A 26,405-nucleotide genomic window follows, 5' to 3' on the forward strand; every position below is an offset into this window, starting at 1 on the left:
CGCGGGCGGTGGTGAGGCGGGCGGCGAGCTGGGTGGCGATCAGCGAGTTGCCGCCGAGGGCGAAGAAATCGTCGCCCGCGCCGACCGCGGGGTGGCCGAGCAGGTCGGCGAAGATCCCGGCGACGAGGGTTTCGGCGGCTCCGGTGGGCGGGCGGAAATCCGTGGCGACGGGTGCGGGGGCGGGCAGGGCGGCGCGGTCCAGTTTGCCGGAGACGTTGAGCGGCAAGGCATCCAACGCGACGTAGACACCGGGCACCATGTACCCGGGCAGGCGCCGGGCCAGTTCCGCGCGCAGCCCCTCGGCCGGGACCGGTTCGGCGCCCACCACATAGGCCACCAATCGCGGGCCGGTGCCGTGATCGTCGCGCACCAGCACCGCGGCCTGCTCGACGCCGGGCACCGCAAGCAGGGCGGTCTCGATCTCGCCGAGTTCGATGCGCAGGCCGCGCAGCTTCACCTGGAAGTCGGTGCGGCCCAGGTATGCCAGTTCCCCGTCGCGGTTCCAGCGCACCAGATCGCCGGTGCGGTACATGCGATCGCCCGGCTCGCCGAACGGGTCGGCCACGAACCGGTCGCCGGTGAGGTCGGCGCGGCCGAGGTAGCCGCGCGCCAGCTGCGACCCGGCCAGGTACAGCTCGCCGGGCACCCCGACGGGCACCGGCCGCAGGCGGGCGTCGAGCACGTAGACCCGGGTGTTCCACACCGGCCTGCCCATCGGCACGGTGTCGGTGTCGGCGTCGGTGACCTCGTGGCAGGTCACCTCGACGGCGGCTTCGGTGGGACCGTACAGGTTGTGCACGCGGGCGCCGGTGAGTTCGCGGGCCCGCTGCGCGGTGGCGGCGGGCAGCGCTTCGCCCGAGCACAGCAGGTGCCGCAACCGGGTGTCGCCCGACGCCGCCTCGGCCAGGAACACCGCGAGCATCGACGGCACGAAATGCGCGACGGTGACGCCCTCGGCGCGGATCACCTCGGCCAGGTAGCGCGGATCTCGGTGGCCGTCCGGGGTGGCCAGCACCAAGCGGGCGCCGACCTGGAGCGGCCAGAAGAACTCCGGCACCGAGACGTCGAAGGTCACCGGTGTCTTCTGCAACAGCACGTCGTCGGGCCGCAACGCGATGTAGGCCTCCTGCATCCAGCGCAGCCGGTTGACGACGGCGGCGTGCGCGACGGCCACTCCCTTGGGTCGCCCGGTGGAGCCGGAGGTGAACAGGACGTAGGCGGTGTGCGCGGCCCGCAGCGGTGCGCGGCGCTCGGCGTCGCCGACCGGGGTGGTGGGGTAGCGCTCCAGATCCAGCCGGTCGATGCGGATCTGCGCGACCGGCAGATCCAGGTCGGTGCCCGCGGTGAGCACGGCGACCGGGATGGCGGTGTCGAGGATGTGGCGGGTCCGCTCGGCCGGGTGGTCGGGGTCCAGCGGCAGGTAGCCGCCGCCGGCCACGGTGACCGCGTACATGCCGACCACCAGGTCGATCGACCGGCGCATGCCCAGAGCCACCAGGGCGTCCGGGCCGACGCCCTGGCCGATGAGCCAGCGGGCGAGCCGGTTCACCCGGGCCGCGAACTCGGCGTAGGTGAGCGTCACGCCGTCGGCGGTGAGAGCGGGCCGGTCCGGGGTGCGGGCCGCCTGGCGGGCGAACAGGTCGGCGAGGGTGCCGTCCTGGGCCAGGGCGTGCGCGGTGTCGTTCCAGCGGTGCAGGACGAGGGCCCGTTCCTCGGCGTCGAGCAGCTCGACCGCGCCGACGGCGGTGTCGGGAGCGGTGGCCGCGGCGCCGAGCACGCGGGTGAACCGGGCGGCGAGCGTGGCGGCGGTGGCGGGGTCGAACAGGTCGGTGGCGTAGCGCAGGCTGCCGGACAGGCCGCCGCTTGGCTGTTCGGTGAGCACCAGGTGCAGATCGAACTTGGCGCCGTTGTCGGGCACCGGCAGTGTCTCGACCCGCACACCGGGCAGTGCGAACGCCGCGCTGGGCTGGTCGGCCGCGCCGAAGCTCAGCATCACCTGGAACAGCGGGTGCGCACCGCCGGAGCGGTCGGTCACCAGGGCGTCGACGAGCTGTTCGAAAGGCAGTTCGGGGTGGGCGAAGGCGGCCAGGTCGACCTCGCGCACCTGCGCGACCACCTCGGCGAGCGTGGCGTCGAGCCGGATGGGCGTGCGCAGCACCAGCGTGTTGACGAACATGCCGACCAGCGCGTCGAGGGCGCGATCGCCCCGGCCGCCGACCGGGGTGCCGACCACGATGTCGTCGGTGCCGGACAGCCGGGCCAGGGTGGCGGCGAAGGCGGCGTGCACCACCATGAACAGGGTGGCGCCACTGCGGGCGGCCAGTGCGCGCAGTCCCTCGGTGGCCGCGGCATCGAGGGCGAGGTCGACGGCGGCGCCGCGCAGGGTCGGGTGCGCGGGGCGGGGGCGGTCGGTGGGCAGCGGCAGCTGCGCGGGCGCGCCGTCGAGGGTGGCGCGCCAGAAGTCGAGCTGGTCGGCGGCGAGGTCGCCGGGGCGGTCGGGGGAACCGAGCAGTTCGTGCTGCCAGAGGCTGTAATCGGCGTACTGCACCGGCAGTTCCGCCCAGTCCGGGGCGGCACCGGCGTGCCTGGCCCGGTAGGCGCGCATCAGGTCGGCGACCAGCGGGGCCGCCGACAGGGCGTCGGCGGCGATGTGGTGCACCACGAACACCAGCACGTATTCCGCTTGCTCCGTGGGATTTTCGCGTTCGATGCCGAGCAGGGCGATCCGGGCGGGCAGTTCGGTGGTGACGTCGAAGCCGGCGCGCACCAGCGACGCGACGGCATCGTCGAGCTCGTCCGGGGTCACCGGGATCAGGTCCAGCGCGGGTCCGACCTCGGCGGCGGGCAGCACCGCCTGACAGGGGCCGCGCTCGTCCTGCGGGAAGACGGTGCGCAGGCTCTCGTGCCTGCCGAGCACGTCGCCCACCGCGTGTTCGAGCGCGGGGATGTCGAGCTCACCGGTGAGCCGCAGCACCACCGGCAGGTTGTAGACGCTGTCGGCGCCGTCCTGGGTCTCCACCCGGTTGAGGAACCACAGCCGCTGCTGGGCCGGGGACAACGGGATCCGGTCCGGGCGGGCGCGGCGGGCCAGGACGGGCCGGTCGGCCGCCGACCCGGCGAGCGGGCGGATCGCGTCGGCGAAGGCCGCCACCGTCGGCGCCTCGAACAGCGTCCGCACCGGCACCCGGGCGTCCAGTGCCGTCCCCACCCGCGCCGTCACCTGGGTGGCGTCGAGCGAACTGCCGCCGAGGGCGAAGAAGTCGTCGTCGAGTCCGGCGCGCTCGGCGCCGAGCACCTCGGCGAACACCTCGGCCACCAGCCGCTGCACCCGATCGACGGGAGCGCGGAAGACGCCCGCGCGCAACACCGGTGCGGGCAGCGCCCGCCGATCCAGCTTCCCGCTGGTGTTGAGCGGGAACTCGGCCAGCTCCACCAGGGCGGTCGGCACCATGTAGGCGGGCAGGCGGCGGGTCAGCGCGGCGCGCAGCCGGTCGGTGTCCACCTCCGCGCCGGGTGCGGCGACCACGTAGCCGACCAGGTGCTCGCCCGGCTCGCCGGACCCCTGCTCGCGTGACCACAGCACCGCCGCGGCCTGCCCCACCTCCGGTTCGGCCAGCAGCGCGGTCTCGATCTCGGCGAGCTCGATGCGCTGACCGCGGAACTTCACCTGGAAATCGACGCGGCCCAGGTAGATCAGCTCGCCGTCCGGGCTCCACCGCACCAGATCGCCGGTGCGGTACATGCGTTCGCCGCCGCGGCCGAACGGGTTGGCGACGAATCGGTCGGCGGTGAGGTCGACGCGGCCATGGTAGCCGCGGGCCAGCTGATCGCCGGCCAGGTACAGCTCACCGGGTACGCCGATCGGCGCCGGATGCAGCCGCGCGTCCAGCACATAGACCTGCGAGTTCCACTCCGGTTCCCCGATGGGCACCAGCGGGCCGTCGGCCGCGGTGACCTCCCGGTAGGTGATGGAGACCGCGGCCTCGGTCGGGCCGTACAGGTTGTGCAGCCCGGCATCGCAGACGGCGTGGAAGGCGGCCACCGTCTCCGGCGGCAGCGCCTCGCCGATGACGAAGACCTCACGCAGCGAGTCGAGCTCACCGCGCCGGGCGTGCGCGGCGAACACCGCGAGCATCGAGGGCACGAAGTCGGTGAGCGTGACCTGGTCGGCGGCGATCGTCTCGGCCAGGTAGCGCGGATCGCGGTGTCCGTCCGGCGCGGCCAGCCGCAGGGTGGCGCCCGCGCGCAGCGGCAGGAAGTAGCCCCACAGCGAGACGTCGAAGGTGGCGGCGGTCTTCTGCAGGTACACATCTCCCGGCCGCACGCGGTACTCGGCGTGCATCCAGGCCAGCTGGTTGACGATGGCCCGGTGGCTCACCGACACGCCCTTGGGCTTGCCGGTGGAGCCGGAGGTGAAGATCACGTAGGCGGGGTTGTCCGGGTGCAGCGGGGCGCGTTCGTGGTCGGCGATCCGGGTCGGCGCGTACCCGGACAGGTCGAGTTCGTCGACCCGGTGCACCGGCACGCCGGCGGGCAGCGCGGCCGGGGCGACACCGGCCGCCGCGGTGGTCAGCACGACCCGCGGCGCGGCCGTCGCGAGGATGTGTCCCACCCGCTCGGCCGGATGCGCCGGATCCACCGGCACGTACGCACCGCCGGCGCGCAGCACCGCGTACATCGCCACCACCAGCTCGACGCCGCGCGGCATGGCCAGCACCACCAGCGATTCGGGGCCGACGCCGGCCGCGATGAGCAGCCGCGCCAGCCGGTTGGCGCGCGCGGACAGTTCGGCGTAGGTGAGGGTTTCGCCGTCGTCGGCGCGCACCGCGATCGCGTCGGGGGTGCGGCGGACCTGGATGTCGAAGCCGTCGTGCAGGAATCGTTCGGCCACCTTGTGACCGCTGGCGTTCCAGCTGTCCACCACGTAGTCGCGTTCACCCGCGTCGAGCACGTCGATGTCGCCGAGCACGCGATCGGGATCGGCGAGTGCCGCGCGCAACAGCCGGTCGAACTTGGCGGCGAACTCGGCCACCGTCGCCGCGTCGAACAGGTCGGAGGCGTAGGTGAATTCGGCGCGGTAGCCGCCCGCGTCGTCCAACGGCTCGGACAGGGTCAGTTGCAGGTCGAATTTGGCGAAGCCGGGATCGAAGTCGAGTTGTTCGACGCGCAGGCCCGGCAGCGCGAGCGCGACCGGGCCGATGTTCTGCATGAACAACGCCACCTGGAACAGCGGATGCCTGCCCCGGGAGCGGGCCGGGTTGAGGGCCTCCACGAGTTGTTCGAAGGGGATGTCACGGTGGGCGAAGGCGCGCAGGTCCCGGTCGCGGGCGTGCGCGACCAGCTCGGCGAAGGTGGCGGCCGGGCGCACCTCGGTGCGCAGCACCAGGGTGTTGACGAACATGCCCACCACGTCGTCGAGCAGCGCCTCGCCCCGCCCGGCCACCGGCGTGCCCACGGCGATGTCGGCGGTGCCGGACAGCCGCGCCAGCAGCGCCGCCAGCGCGGCGTGCACCACCATGAACGGCGTCGCGCCGTAGCGCGCCGCGACCCGGTCGATGTCGGCCCGCAGGCCCGCGTCGAGGGCGAAGGCGTGCGAGGCGCCCCGGTAGGTGGACACCGCGGGCCGGGGCCGGTCGGTGGGCAGATCCAACTGGGCGGGCAGCTCGACGAGTTCGGCGCGCCAGAAGTCCAGTTGGCGGGCCAGCGCGGACTCCGGGTCCTGCGCATCGCCGAGCACGCGCTGCTGCCACAGCGCGTAGTCGGCGTACTGCACCGGCAACGGCGCCCAGTCCGGTGCGTGCCCGTCGCGCCGGGCGGCGTAGGCGGTGACCAGGTCGCGCACCAGCACACCCATCGAGACGCCGTCGGCGGCGATGTGATGGACGACGAACACCAGCGTGTGGTCCTCGGGTCCGCAGCGCAGCAGCCGGACCCGCATCGGGATCTCCTCGGCCACATCGAATCCCTGGATGGCGATGGCCTGCACGGTTTCGACGAGTTCGGACTCGGCGACGGCACCGGGCGCCAACGCGGGCACCGGGTGCACGGGGCGGATCACCTGCACCGGGCCGGTCTCGGTCTGCGGGTAGACGGTGCGCAGGATCTCGTGCCTGGCCACCAGGTCCGACATGGCCGCGGCGAGCGCGGCCGCGTCGAGCGGGCCGCGCAGGCGCAGCGCGACGGGGATGTTGTCCACCGCGCCCGCGGCCGGGTCGCGGCCGGAGTCGGTGCCGAGCCGGTTGAGGAACCACATGCGCCGCTGGGCCGGCGAGAGCGGAATGTGCTCCGGGCGCGGCTGCGCGGTGAGCGGCGGGCGCGCCTCGGCGGTGCCCGACAGGGCGGCCAGGGCCGCGACCGTCGGACGGTCGAAGAAGTCGCGCACGTCGATGGTGACGCCGAGGGCGGCCGCCACCCGGGCGATGGCGCGGGTGGCCAGCAGGGAGTTGCCGCCGAGGGCGAAGAAGTTGTCGTCGGCGCCGACCCGGTCCACCCCGAGCAGTTCGGCGAACACCGCCGCGACCGCGTGTTCGGCCGCCGTCTCCGGTTCCCGGTATTCCCCTGCGGCCGCGCCGAAGTCGGGCTCGGGCAACGCGGCGCGATCGAGCTTGCCGTTGGCGTTCACCGGCAGCTCGTCGAGCACCTGCACCAGTGCGGGCACCATGTACTCGGGCAGGTGCTCGCGCGCCACCGCGAGCACCGCGGCGGGATCGACGGGGCCGCCCGCGGGCACCACATAGCCGACGAGGTGATCGCCGCCCGCGTGCTGCCGCACCACCACCGCGGCCTGGGCGACCTGCTGCGAGCGCAGCAGCGCCGCCTCCACCTCGCCGAGTTCGATGCGCAGCCCGCGCAGCTTGACCTGGAAGTCGATGCGACCCAGGTACTCCAGTTCCAGCGGTCCGCCGTCGGCGCCCCCGCCCCAGCGCACCAGGTCGCCGGTGCGGTACATGCGCTCCCCCGGCGCGCCGTGCGGGTTGGCCACGAACCGTTCCGCGGTCAGGCCGGGCCGCGCGACGTACCCGCGGGCGAGTTGCACGCCCGCCAGGTACAGCTCGCCCACCACGCCGGTGGGCACCGGGCGCAGGCTCTCGTCCAGGACCAGCAGTTCGTTGTCGTCGGCGACGGTGCCGATCGGCACCGTGACGGTGTCGGCGGCGGTGACCTCGTGCGCGGTCACGTCGACGGTGGCCTCGGTGGGGCCGTAGGTGTTCTGCAGCGTCGCGCCGCTGACGTCGCGCAGAGCGGCCGCCGTGGCCGCGGGCAGCGCCTCACCCGAGGCGACGACCATGCGCAGCGCGTCGAGCGTGACGCCGCTGCTCGCCAGTTCGGCGACGAACATCGCCAGCATGGAGGGCACGAAATGCGCGATGGTGACGCCTCGTTCGGCCAGGAAGCGCACCAGGTAGGCGGGATCGCGGTGGCCGTCGGGCCGCGCGATGGCCAGCCGGGCACCGACCTGGAGCGGCCAGAAGAACTCCCACACCGACACGTCGAAGGTGAACGGGGTCTTCTGGATCACCACGTCGTCGGGCCGCATCGGGTGCAGTCGCTGGCGCCAGCGCAGGTTCGCCATCACCGAGCGGTGCGAGACCGCAACGCCCTTGGGCCGTCCGGTGGACCCGGAGGTGAAGATGACGTAGGCGACGGTGTCGGGGTGCGGGCCGGGCAGCGGCGCGAGCTCGGGCTCGGCCGCGGGCGGGGCCGCCTCGAACTCGTCGATGCGCAGCACCCGCGCATCGCCCAGTCCGGCGGGTTCGTCGGCGGTGGTGGTGAGCACCAGGACCGGGGCAGCGGTGTCGAGCACGTAGGCGATCCGCTCGGCCGGGTGCTCGGGGTCGATCGGCACGTAACCGCCACCCGCCTTGTGGATGGCGTACATGCCGACCATCAGTTCGATCGATCGCCGCGCCGCCAGGCCGACCAGGGTCTCCGGGCCGACGCCGCATCGCACCAGGTGCCTGGCCAGTGCCTCGGCGCGGGCGTCGAATTCGGCGTAGGTGAGGGTGATGTCCTCGAACTCGAGCGCGATCGCGTCGGGAGTGCGCCGTACCTGCTCGGCGAACTCGGTCACCAGGGTCTCCACCGGGGCGAAGGAGACCGGCAGCAGCGGGTCGGCGGCGACCAGGGCGTCGTCGAGCAGCTGCTCGAGGACCTCGCCGAGCGCGCCCTCGCCCGCCTCCACCAGGCTGGGCAGCAGGCCGGAGACCACCACCGAGATCAACGCGTCCTGGCTGAGCGCGCCGCCCATCGCGGCGCCGAGGGTGCCGACCTCGGCGGCCAGGGCGGCGTAGCCGATCGCGGTGTCGCCGGTGCGCAGGGCCACCCGGTCGGGTTCCAGATCGGCGACGGTCTCGATCAGTCGCGGCAGATCCGCGAGACCGTAGGCGCGGCGTAGTGCGGCATGGCGTGCGGTGGCGGGGCGGTTGCCGAGTCCACGGGAGGTGAGCGATTCTGCTTGGGACATCAGCTGTTCCTTTCGGAGACCACGGTCTGGGTCTCGGCGAGGAGGGTGTGCAGCGCGGCGGCGAGACCGGTGCCGCCGAGCGCGGTGAGGATGCCGGGGACCAACCCGGCGAGAGCGACGTTGATGAGCGCTTCGGGTGAGGCGGCGGCGCCCATCGCCGTGGCGACGCCGGCCAGCTTGTCCTGGAGTTGGGCGTAGGTGACCCGATGCTCGCCGTGCGCGAACGCGACGGCCGTCGGCGCGAGCTGCGCCGCGGTGGCGATCAGTGCCGGGAGGTCCGCCAGGGTGGCGGGGGTGGTGTTCCGCTCGGCGTCGGTGCGGATGTCGATGGCGCGCACGGCGATCGACGGGTCGGCGGCGACGGCGGCCAGCACCAGCAGCAGCCGGTCGGCGTAGCCGCGCACGGTGTCGGCGTCGAGGATGTCCAGGGCGTAGCCCAGGCGCAGGGTCAGCCCGGCGCGACCGCCGTCGGCGTCGAACCGCTCGATACCGGTGACCTGGAGATCGAACTTCGCCTCCGCGGGCGCCGGATCGATCACCTCGACGGCCAGTCCGGGCAGTTCGACGGTGCCCGGTGGCATGTTCTGGAAGGTGAACATCACCTGGAACAGCGGGGTGTAGGCGCTGGACCTGGTGCGGCCGAGCGCGTCCACCACCTGCTCGAACGGCACGTCGGCGTGCGAGAGCGCGCCGAGCATGCGCCTGCTCGCCTGCGCGAGCAGGTCGGCGAACCCGGCCTTGGCCTCGATCTCGGTGCGCAGCACCACCGTGTTGACGAACATGCCGACCAGGTCGTCGAGTTCGCGTTCGCCGCGCCCGGCCACCGGCACGCCCACGCAGATGTCGGTGCCGCCGGAGAGCTTGGCCAGCAGCACGGCCAGCGCGCTGTGCAGCACGGTGAACAGGGTGGTGCCGTGGGTGCGCGCCACCCGGTCGAGTGCGCCGGTCAGTTCGGCGTCGACCGTCACCTCCACGCTCGCCCCGCGCATGTCGCGATGCGGGGGCCGGGGACGATCGGTGGGCAGTGCCAGCAACTCCGGCGCGCTCGCCAGCTCGCCCCGCCAGTACGCCAGCTGGGCCGCCGCCGCGCTGTCGGGGGCATCCGGTGCGCCGAGCAGGTCGTGCTGCCACACGCTGTAGTCGGCGTAGGTGATCGCCAGTGGCGCCCAGCCCGGTGCGTGCCCGGCCGCGCGCTCGGCGTAGGCGCGCATCAGGTCGCGGGTGAGCGGGAGGACCGAGTAGCCGTCGGCGCTGATGTGGTGCACCACCACGACGAGGACGTGCTCGGTGCTGGTGGACGACGGCCCGTCGTGCCCTCCGCCGTGCTCGTCGGCGCAGGCGAACAGGGCGATGCGCGCGGGCGGCGCGGCCGCGACGTCGAACCCGCGCGAGACGAATTCCGCCAGCCGCACGGGCAATTCGTCGGCGCGCACCGGGACGGGCGTGAGGTCCGGCGCGAGCGCCGCGACCGGCAGGACTTCCTGGACCGGTCCCTCGGGGCCGTCCGGGTAGCGGGTGCGCAGGGTCGCGTGCCGGTCCAGGACGTCACGCACGGCCGCGGTGAGGGCGGCGTGGTCGAGGTCGCCGGTGAGGCGCAGCGCGGCGGGGATGTTGTAGGCCGCCGAATCCGGGGCCAGCCGGTTGACCACCCACATGCGCTGCTGGGCGGGCGCCAGCGGCACCGGCGCGGTGCCGGTGCGGCGCACCAGCGGCGGCCTGGCCGCGCCGTCGAGCGCGTCGAGGCGGCGGGCCAGCGCCTCCACCGTCGGCGCCTCGAAGACCGCGGCGACCGGCACCCGCACACCCCGCGCGGCGCCGAGCCGGGCCGCGAGTTTCGTGGCCAGCAGCGAGTTCCCGCCGAGGTCGAAGAAGTCGGACTCGGCGCCGACCCGCTCGGGGGGAATCCCCACCACCTCGGCGAAGGTCGCCGCCACCAACCGCTGCACCGGTCCCCGCGGTTCCCGGAACGCACCCTCGGCGAAGACCGGCTCGGGCAACCGCGCCCGGTCCACCTTGCCGTTGCCGGTGAGCGGCAACGCGGGCAACGCCATCACCGCCGCGGGCACCATGTACCCGGGCAGCCGCTCCCGCAACTCGGCCCGCAGTTCGGCGCCGATCCGGGTCGTCGCGCTCACCGCGTCGTCCTCGCGCTCCGTGGCATCGGCGGCCGGGGCGCCGTCGTTCGATGACCCGCTCGTCGCGCTCGACAGCACGCCGTCCACCGCCGCGTAGGCCACCAACCGCGCGCCGGCCGCGCCGTCGGTCCGGGCGAGCGCGACGGCGGCCCGCACACCGGGCAGCGCGAGCAACGCGGATTCGATGTCACCGAGTTCGATGCGGAAGCCGCCGATCTTGACCTGGAAATCGGCGCGTTCGAGGTACTCGAGCGAGCCGTCGGCGCGACGGCGGACGATGTCGCCGGTGCGGTACATGCGGGCGCCGCGATCGAAGGGGTCGGCGACGAAGCGGCCCGCGGTCAGCGCGGGCGCGGCCTGGTATCCCCGGGCCAGCTGCGCGCCCGCCAGGTACAGCTCGCCGGCCACGCCGACCGGAACCGGCCGCATGCGCCGGTCGAGCACGTGCAGGCGGCTGTTCCAGGCGGGGGTGCCGATCGGCACCGTGTGCCGCGGCCGCTCCCGCACCTCGTGGGCGGTGATCGAGACCGCCGCCTCGGTCGGCCCGTACAGGTTGTGCAGCGCCGCGCCGGTGCCCGCGGCGCGGTCGAGGAAGTCGGCGGCGACGGCGGGCGGCAGCGCCTCACCGATGGCGAGCACGTGCCGCAGGGCGCCGGGCAGGCCGGCGGTGGCACCGAGCAGCATGGCCAGCATCGAGGGCACCGTGCACAGCAGCGTGATCGCGTGCCGGTCGAGCAGGTCGCGCAGCCGGTCCGGGTCGCGCTCGTCGCCGGGCGCGGTGACCACGAGCCGCCCACCCGAGAGCAGCGGCCCCCAGAACTCCCACACCGACAGGTCGAAGGTCGCGGGCGTCTTGAGCAGGCAGGCGTCCGCGGACCCGAGCCCGAATTCCGCACACAGCCAGCGGATCTGGTTCGCCACGGCGGTGTGCGGCACCGCCACCCCCTTGGGCCGTCCGGTCGAGCCGGAGGTGAAGATCACGTAGGCCGGATGCTCGGGACGCAGCGGGCGCACCCGTTCCTCGTCACGGATCGGATCGTCCGGCAGCGCCGCGCCGCCGTCGATGTCGAGCACCGGCAGGGCGGTGTCGAACGGCAGGTCCCCCGTCGCGAGCACGCAGACCGGGGCCGCGGTGTCGAGGATGTGGGCGATCCGCTCGGCCGGATGGTCCGGGTCGACGGGCACGTACGCACCACCGGCGCGCACGACGGCGTGCATCGCGACCACCAGTGCCACCGAGCGGCGCAGGGCGAGCACCACGGTCTGCTCCGGGCCGACGCCCGCGCGGATCAGCCGCCGGGCCAGGCGATTCGCGGCCGCGTCGAACTCACGGTAGGTGAGGGTGCGGCCCTGGTGCGCGTCCAGCATCGCGACCGCGTCCGGGGTGGCCGCGGCCTGGCGGGCACCGAGGTCGGCGAGGGTGGCTGCGGGCAGCGGATGCGCGGTGGCGTTCCAGGTGCCGAGCAGCTCGCGGCCCGCGGGGCCGAGCAGGTCCAGATCGCCGACCACGACCTGCGGCTGCCGGACCACCTCGGCCAGCACCCGGTGCAGCTGATCGGCGAAGCGCCGTGCGGTGCTCGCCTCGAACAGGTCGGTGGCGTAGCCGAGGACCAGCTCGACGCCCTGCGGGGCGCCGCCGCTGCCGTACCGGTCGACGGCGAACAGGTGCAGATCGAATTGCGCCACCCCGCTGTCGAATTCGATCTCCTCGACGGTGAGTCCCGGCAGCTCCAGCGTGCCGCGCTCGTGGTTCTGGAAGGAGAACCCGACCTGGAACAGCGGATGCCGGGCCGTGGAGCGGGCCGGGTCGAGCACCTCGACCAGCCGCTCGAACGGCACGTCGGCGTGTGCGAAAGCGGCCAGGTCGGCGGCCCGTGCCCGGTCGAGCAGTGCGGTGAACGGCGCGCCGGCGTCGACGACCGTGCGCAGCACCAGGGTGTTGACGAACATGCCGATCACGTCGTCGAGTTCGGCGGCGCCACGTCCGGCGACCGGGGTGCCCACGGCGATGTCCGCGGTGCCCGACAACCGGGCCAGCAGGGCGGCGAAGGCGGCGTGCACCACCATGAACAGGGTCGCGCCGTGGGCCCGGCCCAGTGCCACCAGCCCGGCGTGCAGCCGGGCGTCGACCGCGACGGAGACGGTGTCGCCGCGCAGGCTCTGCGTGGCCGGGCGCGGGCGGTCGGTCGGCAGCGCGAGCTGATCGGGCAGTCCGGCCAGCGCCCGCGTCCAGTAGCCGATCTGCTCGGCGGCCCGCGACGCCGGGTCGCTTTCGTCGCCGAGCACCGCGCGCTGCCACAGCGCGTAGTCGGCGTACTGCACGGCAGGCGGCTGCCAGCACGGCGCCGAGTCGGCCACCCGGGCGGTGTAGGCGGTCATCAGGTCGCGCACGAACGGGACGATCGAGGAGCCGTCGGCGGCGATGTGGTGCAGCGCGCCGACGAGCACGTGCTCGGTCTCGGCCACCCGCAGCAGCCGCAGCCGCACCGGCACCTCTGCGGTGACGTCGAAGGGGGCGTGCACCAGTTCCCGGATGCGTTGCGGCAGCTCCGATTCCGTGACGGTCTCGGCGTCCGGCAGCGCCGGGCCCGCGGGCAGGATCTCCTGGACGGGCTCGCCGTCCACCTCGGGATAGCGGGTCCGCAGTGCTTCGTGGCGGGCGACCAGGTCGTCGAGCGCGGCCCGCAGCGCGGCCGGGTCGAGCGCGCCGCGCAGCCGCAGTGCCACCGGAATGGTGTAGGCGGTCGAGGCCGCGTCGTAGCGGTTGAGGAACCACATCCGCTGCTGCGCCGGTGAGAGCGGCAGGCGGGCCGGGCGTGCGCCCGCCACCAGTGGCGGGCGGGTCGCCGCCGCCGCGGCTTCCACGGCCGCGGCCAGCTCGGCGACTCGCGGCGCCTCGAACAACGTGCGCACCGACACCTGCCGGTCCAGGGCGGTGCCGATCCGGGCCGCCGCCTTGGCCGCGAGCAGCGAACTGCCGCCGAGGGCGAAGAAGTCGTCGTCGGCGCCGACCCGCTGGTCGGTCAGGCCGAGCACCTCGGCGTAGACCCCGGCCACGATCTCCTCGACCAGGGTGGCCGGCGCGCGGTAGGCGGTGGCGGTGAACACCGGCGCGGGCAGCGCCGCCCGGTCCAGTTTGCCGTTGACGGTCAACGGAATCCGGTCGATCTCCACCAGCGCGGCGGGCACCATGTGCTCGGGCAGGGTGCGGCGCACCCGCTCCCGCAGCGCGGCGGTGTCCACCGGCCCGGCGGTGACCAGGTAGCCGACGATCCTGGCCTCGTCGACCAGGTCGCTGCGCACCACCACGGCGGCCTCGGTGACCTCGGGCTCGGCCAGCAACGCCGCCTCGATCTCGCCGAGTTCGATGCGGAAGCCGCGCAGGTTCACCTGCTGGTCGGCGCGGCCGAGGTATTCCAGCTCTCCGGTGGCGGTCCAGCGCGCCAGGTCGCCGGAGCGGTAGGCGCGCGCACCCGCCGGGCCGTAGGGATCGGCCACGAAGCGGCCTGCCGTGAGCCCCGGCCTGCCGAGGTAACCGCGCGCCAGCTGTCCGCCGGAGACGTAGATCTCGCCCGGCACTCCCACCGGCACCGGCCGCAGCCGGGTGTCGAGCACCCGCACGGTCAAGCCGGGGATGGCGCCGCCGATGACGCTGGCCGCGCCGGTGCCCGCGTCGATCGCCCGGTGCGAGACGTGCACGGTGGTCTCGGTGATGCCGTACATGTTCACCAGGCGCGGTGCGTCCGGGTAGCGGCGCAGCCAGCCGCCGAGGCGTTGCGGCTCCAGCGCCTCACCGCCGAAGATCACCCAGCGCAGCGCGTACTCGGCGGGCTCGGCCGCGGTGTCGGCGGCCACGAGCTGGTAGAACGCCGAGGGGGTCTGGTCGAGCACGGTCACCCGTTCGCGCACGAGCAGTTCGCGGAACTGCTCGGGCGAGCGGGAGGTGAAGTAGTCGACGACCACCACGCTGCCGCCGTGCAGCAGCGCGCCCCACAGCTCCCACACCGAGAAGTCGAAGGCGTAGGAGTGGAACATCGTCCACACGTCGTGCGGTCCGAAACCGAACAGCTCGCGGGTGTTGTCCAGCAGCCGCACGACGTTGCGGTGCGGTATCACCACGCCCTTGGGCCTGCCGGTGGAGCCGGAGGTGTAGATGACGTAGGCGGTGTGCTCGGGCCGCAGGGGCGCGCGCCGGTCGGCGTCGGTGAGCAGGGTCGAGGCGTAGTAGCGGGGGTCGGCGTCGCGTTCGACGTCGAGCACCGGGCCGCCGAACCAGTCGCGGGCCAGCGCGGTGCCGGGCGCGGTCAGGGCGCAGATCGGCCGGGCGTCGTCGATCATGTACTCGATGCGGTCGGCCGGGTAGTCCGGGTCGATCGGCAGGTAGCCGCCGCCCGCCTTGAGCACGGCGAGCAGGGCGACGACCAGCTCGGCCGAGCGCGGCAACGCCACCGCCACCAGGGTTTCCGGCCCGACGCCCGCGGCGACGAGCCGCCGTGCCAGCCGGTTGGACCTGGCGTCGAGTTCGCCGTAGCTGAGCGTGGTCGCCGCGGCGCGCACCGCGGTCGCCGCCGGGTCGCGGCGCGCGGCGGCGGCGAACCGGTCCGGCAGCGTCCGGTCGCCCGCGGCGCGGTCGCGGCCGGTGGCGGCCCAGTCGTGCAGGGTGCGGTACTGCTCCTCGGCGGAGAGCAGTTGGATGTCGCCGACGACCACGGTGGCGTCGGCGGCGACGGCGGCGAGCACCTGGGTGAATCGCCGGGCCAGCACGGCCACCGAGTCGGCGTCGAAAAGGTCGGTGGCGTAGGTGATCTCGATGTCCATGCCGTCGGCGCGGCCGTCGGAGTCGTCGGCGGAGGCGTTCTCGAGCACGCTGAACTGCAGGTCGAACTCGGCGGCGACGGCGTCCAGCGGCAGCGGGCACACCCGCAGGCCGGGCAGTTCCAGCGGGGGCACGGTGAAGTTCTGCATCGTCAGGGCCACCTGGAACAGCGGGTGCCGGTTGCGGGCCCGGGCCGGGGCCAGCACCTCCACCAGCCGTTCGAAGGGCAGGTCCGGGTGCGAGAGCGCGTCGAGGTCGCGGCGGCGGGTCTCGTCCAGGACGGCCTCGAACCGGTCCCGCGGGTCGATGTGGCTGCGCAGCACCAGGGTGTTGACGAACATGCCGACCACGCCGTCGAGGCCCTGGTCGCCGCGGCCCGCGACCGGGGTGCCGATGGCGATGTCCGCGGTACCGGAGAGCCGGGCCAGCAGCACCGCGAGCGCGGCGTGCACGGTGGCGAACAGGGTGGTGTCGCGTTTGCGGGCCAGTTCGCGCAGTTCGCTGTGCAGGTCGGCGTCGATCCGCAGCCGGTGGGTGGCGCCGCGGTGGCTGGCCACCGCGGGCCGCGGCCGGTCGGTGGGCAGGTCGAGCTGCTCGGGCAGCCCGTCCAGCGCGGCGCGCCAGAAGGCGAGTTCGCGGTGGGCGCGGGAGCCGGGGTCGGCGTCGTCGCCGAGGAGTTCGGCCTGCCAGAGCGCGTAGTCGGCGTACTGCACCGGCAGCGGCGTCCACGCCGGTGCCACGCCGGCGCGGCGGGCGGTGTACGCGGTCATCAGATCCGCGGCCAGCGGGCCGAGCGAGAAGCCGTCGGCGCCGATGTGGTGCAGGACCACCAGCACCACGTGCTCGTCCGGCGCGAGCGCGAAAAGGTCGGCGCGCAGCGGCGTTTCGACGGTGAGGTCGAACGGTTCGGCGATCCGGGCGGCGAGCCGGGCGGGCAGGGCGTCGGCCGTGACCGCGACGGGCCGCAGATCGAACCGCTGCTCTCCCGCGGGCCGCACGACCTGGTAGGGGCCCGCCACGTCGGCGGGGTGGACGGTGCGCAGCGATTCGTGCCGGGTGACGACGTCGTGCAGGGCCGCGGTGAGCGCGGCCGCGTCGAGCTCGCCGGTCAACCGCAGCGCGACCGGGATGTTGCTCACCGCGTCGCCCGGGCCGTCGGCGAGGAAACGGTTGAGGAACCAGATGCGCTGCTGGGCGGCCGAGAGCGGAATCCGGTCCGGACGCGGCCGGGCCGTCAGCGCCGGGCGGGCGCCGCTGCCGCACAGCGGTGCCACCCGCGCGGCCAGACCTTCGACGGTGGGCGCGTCGAACAGCGCGCGCACCGGCACCTGGGCGTCCAGCGCCGCGCCCAGCCGCGCGACCACCCGGGTGGCGGTGAGGCTGTTGCCGCCGAGGGCGAAGAAGTCGTCGTCCAGGCCGACCCGCTCGGCGCCGAGCAGGTCGGCGAACACGGCCGCCACCTGCCGCTGCACGGCGGTCACCGGCGCGCGGTAGGCGGCGGCCGCGAAGACGGGCGCGGGCAGGGCCGTGCGGTCCAGCTTGCCCGAGGCGTTGAGCGGGAAGGCGTCCAGCAGCACGAACGCCGCGGGCACCAGGTAGGCGGGTAGTCGCCGGGCCAGCGCCACGCGCACCGCGTCCGGATCGACCGGCCCCGCCGGGATCAGGTACGCCACCAGGTGCTCGTCGCGGGCGACGACGACCGCCTGGTCGACGCCGTCGAGTTCGGTCAGCGCGGCTTCGATCTCGCCCGGCTCGATCCGCATTCCGCGCACCTTCACCTGGAAGTCGGTGCGGCCCAGGTATTCCAGCTCACCGGCCGCCGACCAGCGCACCCGGTCGCCGGTGCGGTACATCCGCGCGCCCGGTGCGAACGGATCGGCGACGAACCGGTCGGCGGTGAGGTCGGGTCGCCCGGCGTACCCGCGCGCCAATTGCACACCGGCCAGATACAGTTCGCCGGGCACCCCGGCGGGCACCGGACGCAGCCGGTCGTCGAGCACGTAGACGCGGGTGTTGGCGACCGGCGACCCGATCGGCACGCTCTGCGTGTCGGCGTCGGTGACCTCGTGGTGGGTGACGTCCACGGCGGCCTCGGTCGGCCCGTAGAGGTTGTGCACCGCGGCGCCGGTGAGCGCGCGCAACCGGTGCGCGGGCGCGGGTGGCAGCGCCTCGCCCGAACAGAACACCGCACGCAGCGAACCGCACTGTGCGGCAGCCGGTTCCGCGACGAAGACGGCCAGCATCGCGGGCACGAAGTGGGCGACGGTGACCGCCTCGGCGGCGATCAGCTCGGCCAGATACCGCGGGTCGCGGTGGCCGTCGGGCCGGGCCAGCACCAGGCGGGCGCCCACCTGCAACGGCCAGAAGAACTCCCACACCGACACGTCGAAGGTCACCGGCGTCTTCTGCAACACCACGTCGCGCGCGTCGATCCGGTACTCGTCCTGCATCCAGCGCAGCCGGTTGACGATGGCGGCGTGCTCGATCGTCACGCCCTTGGGCCGCCCGGTCGAGCCCGAGGTGAACAGGACGTAGGCGGGGTGCGCAGGCCGCAGCGGGGCGCGGCGATCGGCATCGGTGAGCGGGGTGTCCGGGTAGCCGGTGGTGTCGAGCAGGTCGAGGTCGAGCACGGCGGGGCCCGTGACCTCGAGCCCGTCGCGACCGCGGGTCAGCACGCAGACCGGGCGGGCCGTGTCGAGGATGTGGGCCAGCCGCTCGGCCGGATGGGCGGGGTCGAGCGGCACGTACGCGCCGCCCGCGGCCAGCACCGCGTACATGCCGACGACCAACTCGATCGACCGGTGCATGCCGAGGCCGACCGTGCGCTCCGGTCCGACGCCGTGTGCGACGAGCAACCAGGCCAGCCGGTGTACCCGCGCCGCGAACTCCCGGTAGGTCAGGTGTTCGTCCTCGAACACCACCGCCACGGCGTCGGGGGTGCGTTCGACCTGCTCCTCGAACAGGCCGATCAGGGTGGCGGCGGGGCCGAGCGGGCGCGCGGTGGCGTTGCGCTCGCGCAGCAGCACCGTGCGCTCGGCGGCGGTGAGCAGGTCGATCGCGCCGAGCCGCACATCCGGGTCGGCGCACACCGCGTCCAGGACCAGCCGCCACCGGGTGGCGAGGGAGGCGACGGTGGCCTCGTCGAACAGGTCGGTGGCGTAGGTGAACACCGCGTCCATGCCGTCGGCGGTCTCGGTCAGGCTCAGCTGGAGATCGAATTCGGCTATCGCGTGGTCGAGTTCGAGGGGTGCGATGTTCATCCCCGCCAGGTCGACGGGGGCGGCGGGTGCGGTGTTGTTCAGATCGAGCATCACCTGGAACAGCGGGTGCCGGGCGGCCGAGCGCCGTGGCTCCAGCGCCTCCACCAGCCGCTCGAACGGGACGTCGGCGTGTTCGAAGGCGCGCAGGTCGGTCTCGCGCACGGCCGCGACCAGCTGCGCGAAGGCCAGATCCGGCCGCACCTCGGTGCGCAGCACCAGGGTGTTGACGAACATGCCGACCAGCTCGTCGAGCGCGGCCTCGCCACGCCCGGCGACCGGGGTGCCGACCACGATGTCGCGGCTGCCCGACAGCGCGGCCAGCACCGTCGCGAACGCGGCGTGCAGCACCATGAACAGCGAGGAATCGGTGGCGTCGGCGAGCGCGCGCAGCTCCGCCACCGTCGACGCGGGCAGTGCGCAGCGGTGGCGCGCACCGTGACCGGAGGCTTCGGCCGGGCGCGGGCGGTCGGTGGGCAGCTCGAGCAGGTCGGGCAGGCCGGCGAGTTCGGCGGACCAGAAGGCCAGCTGCGCGGCGGGCAGCGAGTTCGGGTCATCGGCCGTGCCGAGCAGCTCCCGCTGCCACAGCGTGTAATCGGCGTACTGCACCGGCAGCGGCGCCCAGTCCGGTGCGGTACCGGCGCGCCGGGAATCGTAGGCGCGCAGCAGGTCCCGGGTGAGCGGCGCGACCGACCAGCCGTCGGCGGCGATGTGGTGCAACCCGACCACGAGCACGTGCTCCTCGGCGGCCACGCGCAGCAGGTGCAACCGCAGCGGCGGATGGGCGGTCACGTCGAAGGGCCGGGCGGCCAGCTCCCGTACCCGGGCCTCGACCGCGTCGGCGGCGAGATCTTCGCGCTCCAGCGCGACGCCGGAGTCCTCGACCGAGCAGATCTGCTGGTACCCGCCTCCGTCGGCCTCCGGATAGCGGGTGCGCAGGATCTCGTGCCGGGCGACCAGATCGGTCACCGCCGCCGCCAGCGCGGTGACGTCGAGCGGGCCGGTGATCCGCAGGGCGGCGGTGAGGTTGTTCGCGGTCGAGTCCGCGTCGAACCGGTTGAGGAACCACATGCGCTGCTGGGCGTAGGACAGCGGCACGCGCGGTGGCCGGGGCCGGGCCCGCAGCGGCGCGCGGGCGCCGGAACCCACCCCGTCGGCCAGCAGCGCGGCCAGGCCCGCGACGCTCGGCGCTTCGAACACCGCGCGCACCGGCACCGTCATGTCCAGCGCGGCGCCGAGGCGCGCCACCAGCCGGGTGGCGATCAGGGAGTTACCGCCCAGTTCGAAGAAGTCGTCGTCGCGGCCGACGCCGGGCTCGGCGCGCACCCCGAGCACCTCGGCGTAGGTGGCGGCCACCGTCCGCTCCACGTCGGTGGCCGGCGCGCGGTAGGCGCGCACACCGAATTCGGGAGCGGGCAGGGCGGCCCGGTCGAGTTTGCCGTTGGGGGTCAGCGGCAGCGTGTCGAGCACGGTGATCGCGGCGGGCACCAGGTGCGGGGCCAGCCGGGCCCGGAGCCCGGCCTTCAGGTCTCCGGCATCCAGGGGGTGCCCGCCGCTGGGCACCACGTACGCGGCGAGCTGGTCACCGCGCGCGGGATCGCGGTGCACGGTGACCACCGCGTGTGCGACCCCCGGCCGCGCCGCCAAGGCCGCCTCGATCTCGCCGAGTTCGATGCGGAAGCCGCGCACCTTCACCTGGGCGTCGTTGCGGCCCAGGTACTCCAGCTCCCGACCGCCCGAGGCGAGCGTCCAGCGCACCAGGTCGCCGGTGCGGTACATCCGCTCCCCCGGCGCCCACGGGCACGCCACGAACCGCTCGGCCGTGGTGGCGCGCCTGCCGTGATAGCCGCGGGCCAGCTGCGCGCCCGCCACGTACAGCTCGCCCGCAACGCCGACCGGCACGGGACGCAGCCGCTCGTCGAGCACCCACTCGCGCACCCCGCGCAGCGGACGGCCGATGGTGACCGGCCTGCCCGGCTCCAGCCGGTCGCTGATGTCCACGGCGACGGTCGCCTCGGTGGGGCCGTAGGCGTCGACGAGCCTGCGTCCGGCCGCGTGCCAGCGCCGCACCAGCTCCGGCGGGCAGGCCTCGCCACCGGCCACCAGCACCCGCAGGTCCGGCACCTCGGCCGGGTCGATGGTCAGCGCGCCCGAGGGCGTCATGATCGAGTGTGTCACCCGTTGCGCGGCCAGCAGCTCCACCAGCTCCCGGCCGAAGCGCGCCTCCTCGGGTGCGATGACGAGGGTGGCCGCGGAGTCGAACGCCATCAGCAGCTCGGCCACGGTGATGTCGAACGACGGGGAACCGACGTGCAACACCCGCGCGGTCGCGTCGATCGGGTAACGCGCGGTCTGCTCGGCCGCGAAACCGGCCACGCCCGCCTGGGTCACCAGCACGCCCTTCGGGGTGCCGGTGGACCCGGAGGTGTAGATGACGTAGGCCAGGTTGTGCGGGCGCAGCGGCCGTACCCGCTCCGCGTCGCGCACCGGCTCGCCGCCGAAACGCGCGCATTCGAAGCCGAATTCGACGTCGTCGAGCACCAGCCAGTGCGGTTGGCCGGGCAGGTCGGCGCGCACCGCGCCCACCGTGAGCCCGAGCACCGCGCCGCTGTCGCGCAGCATGTGCTCGATCCGTTCGGCCGGGTAGGCCGGGTCGACGGGCACCCAGGCCGCGCCCGCCTTGGCGATCGCCCACACCGCGGTGACGAACTCCGGCGAGCGCGGTACGCCGACGGCGACCACGTCGTCGGGGCCGACCCCGCGGGCCATCAGCGCCCTGGCCAGCCGCGCGGAGGTCTGGTCGAGTTCGCGGTAGGTCAGCTCGCGGTCGCCGCCGACGATCGCGACCCGCTCCGGAGCCGTGGCGGCGGCCGCGGCGAACAGGTCGGGCAGCAGCGTGGTGGCGGCGGCCGGGCCCGCCCAGCGGGTGGTCAGCGCGGCGTACTCGGCGCCGTCCAGCAGCGGCAACGCGCCCACCGGCAGGTCCGGACCGGCGGTGGCCGCGGCGAGCAACCGGACGAAGCGCGCGGCCGTGGCCGCGACCGTCGCCGCGTCGAAAAGCGCGGTGGCGTAGGTGAATTCCGCGGTGATCCCCGCCGGTGCCGGACCTTCCCCGCGACCGGCACCGGCGAAGCGTTCGGTGACCTCGACCGCGAGGTCGAACTTGGTCACCCCGGTCTCCACCGTACTCGTCCGGACCGCGACCCCGGGCAGTGCGACGGCCAGATCGCCGGTCACCGCCGCGGACAGCGCCACCTGGAACACCGGGTGCCTGGCCAGCGAACGGGCCGGGCGCAGCACCTCCACCAACTGCTCGAACGGCACGTCGGCGTGGGCGAAAGCGGCCAGGTCGTGCTCGCGGACCGCGCGCAGCAGCGTGTGGAAGGGCGCGGACCGGTCCACCGGGGTGCGCAGCGGCACCGTGTTGACGAACATGCCCACCAGTGCGTCCAGCCCCGCGGCATCGCGGCCGCCGACCGGCGCGCCGATCACCACGTCGTCGACCCCGGACAGGCGCGCCAGCAGCACCGCCAGCGCCGCGTGCAGCACCATGAAGACGGTTGCGCCTTCCTCGCGTGCGAGTTCGGTGATGCGGGTGTGCAATTCGGCGGGGATGTCGATCCGGTACGTGGCGCCCGCGCCGTCGGCGATCGCGGGGCGCGGCCGGTCGGCGGGCAGCTCGAGGTGATCGGGTGCGCCGTCGAGGGCGGCGGTCCAGAAGGCCAGCTGCCGCGCGGCGAGCGAGCCGGGATCGGCGGGGTCGCCCAGCCGCTCGCGCTGCCACAGGGCGTAGTCGGCGTATTGCAGCGGCAGCGGCGCCCACTGCGGCGCGCCGCCGTCCCGGCGCGCGGCGTAGGCGGTGGCGGTGTCGGCGGCCAGCACCGGCAGCGAGAGCCCGTCGGCGGCGATGTGGTGCAGCACGAGCGCGAGCGCGTACTCGTCCGATCCGAGCCGGAACAGCATGGCCCGCAACGGTATTTCGGTCTCCAGCTGGAACGGACTGGCGGCGAAGACCCGCACCGCCGCGGTCAACTCCGCCGCTTCGACCGGTTCGACGGGCAGCTCGACGGTCGTCGCCGGCAGGATCTGCTGATGGGCGGCGCCGTCGGCGTCGACGGGGAACACCGTGCGCAGCATCTCGTGCCGGTCCAGCACGTCGGCCAGCGCCGCCCGCAGGGCGGCCACCTCCAGGGCGCCGTCCAGGCGCAGCAGCACGGGCATGTGGTAGCGGGGGTCGTCGCGTTCCAGGCGGCTCAGGAACCAGATCCGCTGCTGAGCCGGTGACAGTGGAACCAGCGGCGGCCGCGGCACCACCCGCAGCTGACGGTGCGTGCCGCCGCCGGTTCCACCCGCTCGCTCGATCAGCTCGGCGAGATCGCGCACCGTCGTCGCGGTGAACATCTCCCGGACCCCGAGCGAGCAGTTCAGGTCGGCGGAGAGCCGGGCCGCCACCTGCGTGGCCACCAGGCTGTTGCCGCCGAGGGCGAAGAAGTCGTCGTCGCGGCCCACCCGCTCGCGGCCGAGCACCTCGCCGAACACCCGCGCCACGGCCCGCTCCACCGGGGTGGCGGGCGCGGCGTAGGCGACGACGGTGCGGGCGGGCGCGGGCAGGGCGGCGCGGTCGAGCTTGCCGGAGGCGTTGACCGGCAGCTCGTCGAGTACCACGTAGGCCGCGGGCACCATGTAGGCGGGCAGCGCGCGCAGCGCGGCGGCGCGCAGCTGCTCGGCGCCCACCGCGTCGGGCTCGGCCGCCACCACGTAGGCCACCAGCTGTTCGCCCAGGGCCGGGCTCCCCACGTCGTCGCGCACGAGCACCACCGCCCGCACGACGCCGTCGACCCCGGCCAGCACCGCCTCGATCTCGCCGAGCTCGATGCGCAGTCCGCGCAGCTTGACCTGGAAGTCGGTGCGGCCCAGGTACTCCAGCTCGCCCGAGGTGTTCCAGCGGACCAGATCGCCGGTGCGGTACATGCGGGTGCCCGCCGGTCCGAACGGGTCGGCGACGAACCGCTCGGCGCTCAGGCCGGGCCGGGCGACATAACCCCGGGCGAGCTGTACCCCCGACAGATACAGCTCACCCGGAGCCCCGACCGGTACCGGCCGCAGCCGTGAGTCGAGCACGTGGAGCCGGGTGTTGAACACCGGCGCACCGATGGGCACAGCACCGGTGTCGGCGTCGGTCACCTCGTGGAAGGTGACGTCGACCGCGGCCTCGGTGGGTCCGTAGAGGTTGTGCAGCCGGGCGCCGGTGAGCAGCCGCAGCCGCTGGGCCGTCGCCGCGGGCAGCGCCTCGCCGGAGGCGAACACCCGCCGCAGCGTGCCCGCGCGGGCGATGTCCTGCCCCGCCAGGAACGCCTCCAGCATGGACGGCACGAAATGCGCGGTGGTGACCCCGTAGTCGTCGATGACCCGGCGCAGGTAGGCGGGGTCGCGGTGGCCGTCGGGCGCGGCGAGCACCAGCTCGGCCCCGACCTGCAACGGCCAGAAGAACTCCCACACCGATACGTCGAAGGTCGCCGGGGTCTTCTGCAACACCACCTCGCCGGGACCGAGCCGGTAGGTCTGCTGCATCCACACCAGCCGGTTGACGATCGCCTCGTGCGTGACGGCCACGCCCTTGGGCGCGCCGGTCGAGCCGGAGGTGAAGATGACATAGGCCGGGTTCCGTGGCCGCAGCGGACGACGTCGCTCCCGGTCCCACACCGGGCCGTCCGGGTGGGCGGACAGGTCGAGATCGTCCAGGTGCACCACCGGGGCGTCGGCGGAGAGCCGGGTCTCGCCCGCGGTGAGCACGCAGGCGGGCGCGGCCGTGGCCAGGATGTGCGCGGTGCGCTCGGCCGGGTGATCGGGGTCGAGCGGCACGTAGGCGCCGCCCGCGCTCAGCACCGCGTACATCGCGATCACCAGGTCGGGTGAGCGCCGCATGTGCAGCGCCACCAGGGTCTCCGGTCCGACGCCGAGGCCGATCAGGTGGCGGGCCAGCCGGTCCACCCGTCCGGCCAGCTCCCGGTAGGTCAGCACGGTCGGGGGCGCACCGGCGAACCGCAGCGCCACCGCGTCCGGTGTGCGCGCCACCTGCGCGGCGAACATCGACACCAGCGTGGGCGGCGCGGTCTCGGAGGCGCCCGGGCGGGCCGGCCCGCACACCGACGCCGCACCGCCGACCGCCGATCCACCCGCGCGCACCGGCGTGAGCAGCGCCCGCACGTCGACGTCGGTGGCGTTCCAGATCCGGGTGCTGACCTCGAACTCCAGCTCCGAGGTCACCGGCACGGCGCCCAGTGCCGTCTCCGGGCCCGCGTCGGCCAGCCGGTCCAGATAGCCGAGGAAGCGGGCGTGGTGCCGGGCCAGCTCGTCGGTGCTGTAGAGGTTCGGGTTCGCCTCGAAATCGACGTGCACGCTGTCGCGTTCGCCGTAGTAGACGTTCATGCTCAGGTCCTCGACGGGACCGGTGGACAGCACGTGGTAGCGACCCGTGGTGGTGCCCAGGGTCAGGTCGCGCCCGAACAGCATGATGTTGGCCAGCGGCCCGAACAGCGCCCGGTGCGCGGGCCTGCCGTCGTGCTCGGCGTCGCGGCGGATGTCCTCGTGCCGGTAGCGCTGGTGGCGCAGCGCCCCGGCCAGCTCCACCCGGGTGGCGCGCAGCAGCTCGGCCCAGCGCACCTCGCCGACCGGCAGCCGCAGCGGCACGATATTGGACATCATGCCGGTCGAGCGCCGCATGGCCGCGGTGGTCCGTGCGGTCACCGGCAGGCTCAGCACCACGTCGGGCCGGTCGGTGAGGCGGCCGAGGTAGCCGCCGAATGCCGCGATCAGCACCGTGGCGATGGTCGAATCCTGGTCGGCGGCAACGGTATTCATGCGCTCGACCAGGGCTTGCGGCAGTGCCCGCCCGACCACGAGGTTGCTCGCCGCGCGCGGCGCGACCCGCCCGTCCAGGCTGGTCACGCCGTCCAGTCCGGCCACCCGGGACGCCCAGTGCGCGCGGTCGGCCGCGAACCGGCTGCTGTCGCGGTAGGCCTGCTCGGCGGCGACCAGTTCCGGCAGCGGCGCCGGACGCACCGGGGCGGGCTCGGTGCCGTGCACCCGCGCGGTGTAGCGCTCGGCGACGCGCTGGGTGTTCACCAGCGCGCCGTAGCCGTCCAGCACGATGTGGTGCGCCCGCAGGTACCAGAACCAGCGCCGGGTGCCGACGCGCAGGATCGCGCCGCGGGTCAGCCGATCGCGCAGCAGGTCCAGCGGGGCGGCGGCGTCCGCGCGCATCCATTCGTGCGCGGCGGCGACCGGGTCGGCGTGCTCGCGCAGGTCCAGCACGGTCAGTTCCCGGGACAGGGTGGGGTCGACCACCTGGTGGGGCACGCCGTCGATCTCGCACAACCGCACGAACCCGGAGCCGTAGTCGAGCGCGGCCTCGGCCGAAACCTCTTGCAGCAGATCGACATCCAGGTCGCCGCGCAGATCGACGTACTGGGCGACGGTGATCGGCACCTGCGGGTCGAGCAGCTGGGCGTACCAGACGCCGGTCTGCGCCGGGGAGAGCGGGAACGGGGCCGCCGGCGACATCGGATCGGCGGCGTATTCGTCGGGCCGCACGCTGAACCCACCCAACTCCGTACCGTGCACCAGAGCCTCCTCGATCGGCGAAAGAACCACTGCCGAACCCGTTTCGGGCAGCACGAGACCGGCCCCGTACCTGGCCGCGACGGCCCGGTACGCGGAAGGTGCGCCACCAC

2 protein-coding genes (1 of these 2 running past the window's edge) are annotated in these 26,405 nt (G+C 74.2%); both read right to left on the reverse strand.

Features of this window, described 5'->3' with window-relative positions; translation table 11 throughout:
- On the reverse strand, positions 1-8,464 hold the 5' end (the start) of the coding sequence (locus CRM89_RS19115; protein WP_098085435.1) for a non-ribosomal peptide synthetase. 16,853 nt of this gene lie to the left of the window's left edge; 8,464 of the gene's 25,317 nt are visible here — the first part of the coding sequence; the start codon lies at positions 8,462-8,464; the stop codon falls past the left edge of the window.
- On the reverse strand, positions 8,464-26,295 hold the full coding sequence (locus CRM89_RS19120) for a non-ribosomal peptide synthase/polyketide synthase (RefSeq protein ID WP_229434792.1): 17,832 nt from the start codon (positions 26,293-26,295) through the stop codon (positions 8,464-8,466). Before CRM89_RS19120 ends, CRM89_RS19115 begins: the two co-directional genes overlap by 1 nt.
- Positions 26,296-26,405 lie beyond the last annotated feature (110 nt).

Origin of the sequence: Nocardia sp. FDAARGOS_372 (assembly GCF_002554515.1) — a bacterium.
Taxonomy (GTDB): domain Bacteria; phylum Actinomycetota; class Actinomycetes; order Mycobacteriales; family Mycobacteriaceae; genus Nocardia; species Nocardia farcinica.